The organism is Microbacterium sp. Bi128, assembly GCF_918698205.1.
Genome location: NZ_CAKKMM010000984.1, coordinates 1 through 1,926 on the forward strand (window position 1 = coordinate 1; position 1,926 = coordinate 1,926).

At 68.5% G+C, this 1,926-nt stretch carries 2 protein-coding genes; one reads left to right on the top strand and one right to left on the bottom strand.

The genetic code is table 11. The annotated features are described in order from the left end of the window. Positions 1-337 (top strand): peptide deformylase (locus tag LQV45_RS28840; RefSeq protein WP_230010436.1); only part of this gene is annotated, 337 nt, incomplete at its 5' end. A gap of 15 nt (positions 338-352) precedes the next feature. Here the strand turns inward: LQV45_RS28840 and LQV45_RS28845 are convergent. Then, positions 353-1,926, bottom strand: a 1,574-nt coding sequence (locus tag LQV45_RS28845; RefSeq protein WP_230010438.1) for a S9 family peptidase, incomplete at its 5' end; no start/stop codon positions are given.

Genomic DNA, 1,926 nt, shown 5'->3' on the forward strand with positions numbered 1-1,926 from the left:
GCTGAACCCGGGCTATCGTCCCCTGGGCGCGAAGTCCGCGGCGTTCTACGAAGGCTGCCTCTCCATTGGCGGCCTGCAGGCGGCGGTCCTGCGGCCGGAATCAGTCCAGCTAGATTTCACGGCGCCGGACGGCACGAAACTCCAGCAGACTTTCTCCGGCTGGCAGGCCCGGATTGTCCAGCATGAAACCGACCACCTCCAAGGGATCCTCTTCCTGGACCGGGCCGAGCTGCGCTCCATCAGCAACAATGCCGAATACTCCGCCCGCTGGGCCCAGCCGGACATCAGCCGCGCCCGGCAGGAACTCGGGTTCCTGCCGGACCCGGCCGCGGACTAAGCCTGCGGGCCAGGGCTAGGGCTGCGGCGCCGGATTCGAGGCGGACGGCAGGTAGCGGGCCCACCACTTCAGGATTTCATCGAACCGCTGCTTCCGGTGGTGCGGGGTGCCGGAGCGGGACAGCTCATGGTTCTCGCCGGGGAAGACCAGGAATCCGGTCTCGACCCCCTGTTGCTTGAGGGCGGTGAAGTACCGCTGGCCCTGCTCCACGGGACACCGGAGGTCCTCCTCGCTGTGGATCACCAGCGACGGCGTCCTTACGTGCTGCACGCGCGCCATGGGACTCTGGGCCGCCATTTGCTCCGCCGCCGGGCCGGTGTATTCGCCACCGAAGAACCAGCCGATGTCGGACGAACCGGTGAAGCTCACGGGGTCCAGGAAACCACGCTCGACTATGGCGGCCCGGAAACGGTGGTCGTGGCTGATGGTCCACGCCGTCAGGTAGCCGCCGTAGGATCCGCCCACGATGCCGACATTGGCGGCGTCCAGATCCTCGAACTTCCCCACAGCCCCGTCCAGGAACGCCAGGACGTCCTGCATGTCCACGGTTCCCATCCGCTCCTTGATGGACCGGCCATGTGCCTGGCCGTAACCGGCCGAACCCCGCGGATTGCACATCAGCACGGCGTAACCGGCCCCTGCATAGACCTGCGCTTCGTCGAACAACGCCACCCCGAACTGGGCAAACGGGCCGCCATGGATGTTCAGCAGCACCGGGTGGGGTCCCGGGCCCGCCGGCTTCACGAGCCAGCCATGGACCGGGTACCCGTCGGCCGAGGCCAATGTCAGTTCCTGCGGCTCGCTGATCCCCGCCACGCTCCGCAGCTGGGCGGAGAAGTCCGTCAGGCGGCGCACCTGCCCGCGCTCGAGCACGGCAACATCACCGGCCGTCGTCGAATCGCTGAAACTCACCACGAGCGTTCCGCCACCCTCCGCGGCGCCGGTCACCACCCGGTTGCCTTCCAGGAGGACGGTGTGGCCGCCCGTCGCAACGAATTCGTGCAGCTCCACGGTTCCCCGCGCATTGTTAAGCACCAGGGCGCCCGCGCCGCCGCGCAGCTCCAGCCGGCTGCTGCCGGACAGGTCCAGCGCCTCGGCATCGCTGAGCGCCGTGGCGTGTCCGCCGGCGGCAGGCATCGCATAGAGGGCGGTGTTCCTGGCCACGAAGTCCAGACCGGATGCGCCCAGGTCCTGGGCCAGGAAGAAGAGCCACTGCCCATCGGCGGATTGGCGCACGGCGTTGATGCTCTGCCGTCCGGCGTTGGCCGGCACCACAGCCTGCGGCTGCCCTCCGGTAACAGGAAGCGCGTAGATTCCACTGACGAGGTCAGTGTCCCGCCCATCGTGCAGGGCGGCGGTGAAGAAGATGGTGCCGCCGTCGGCGCTGAAGCCGGCGCCGTTGTGGTCCGCTGGTGCGGTGGTGAGTTGTTTGGCGGCCGGCAGCAGCCCGGCAGCATTCTCCGCGGGATCGGCCGCGGTGCCGAGGGCCTGCAGGGCGCGTCCGGCCGGCGCCACCTTCGGTTCGGCGTCAAGCTGCGGGACCTCAAGGATGAACAGCTGAAGCGGCTTGTCAGCGGTGTAGCCAACAC